The following is a 275-nucleotide window of genomic DNA, read 5'->3' as shown; positions in this document are numbered from 1 at the left end:
AGAGCATACTCTTTTTTGTCATAACCCAAAACTTCTACTATATCTATGATTTGATTATCAATAAAAATGCGTAATTGATTATTCCTTTCTAAAATATTCTTTACTTCTTCTTTCTCCCTAAATTGATTTAAAATTCGACTCAAAGATAGTATCAATTTATCAACCTCAGTTGAATATTTATTTTTTGTAGTTTTTTTGTACAATACCAACGTTTGCAACATATTGCAGAGACAATATAAACTAGGAGTGTAATATTCTTTAATATCATTCTTATA

Annotated in this window: 1 protein-coding gene; it reads right to left on the bottom strand. The window is 25.5% G+C overall.

The genetic code is table 11. The features are described from left to right. Window positions 1-275 (bottom strand): hypothetical protein (locus R0J87_RS20160; protein ID WP_498888474.1); only part of this gene is annotated, 275 nt, incomplete at both ends.

Origin of the sequence: Halomonas sp. SIMBA_159 (assembly GCF_046536035.1) — a bacterium.
Lineage (GTDB): Bacteria > Pseudomonadota > Gammaproteobacteria > Pseudomonadales > Halomonadaceae > Vreelandella > Vreelandella venusta_A.
This window is presented reverse-complemented; position numbering and strand designations above follow the sequence as displayed.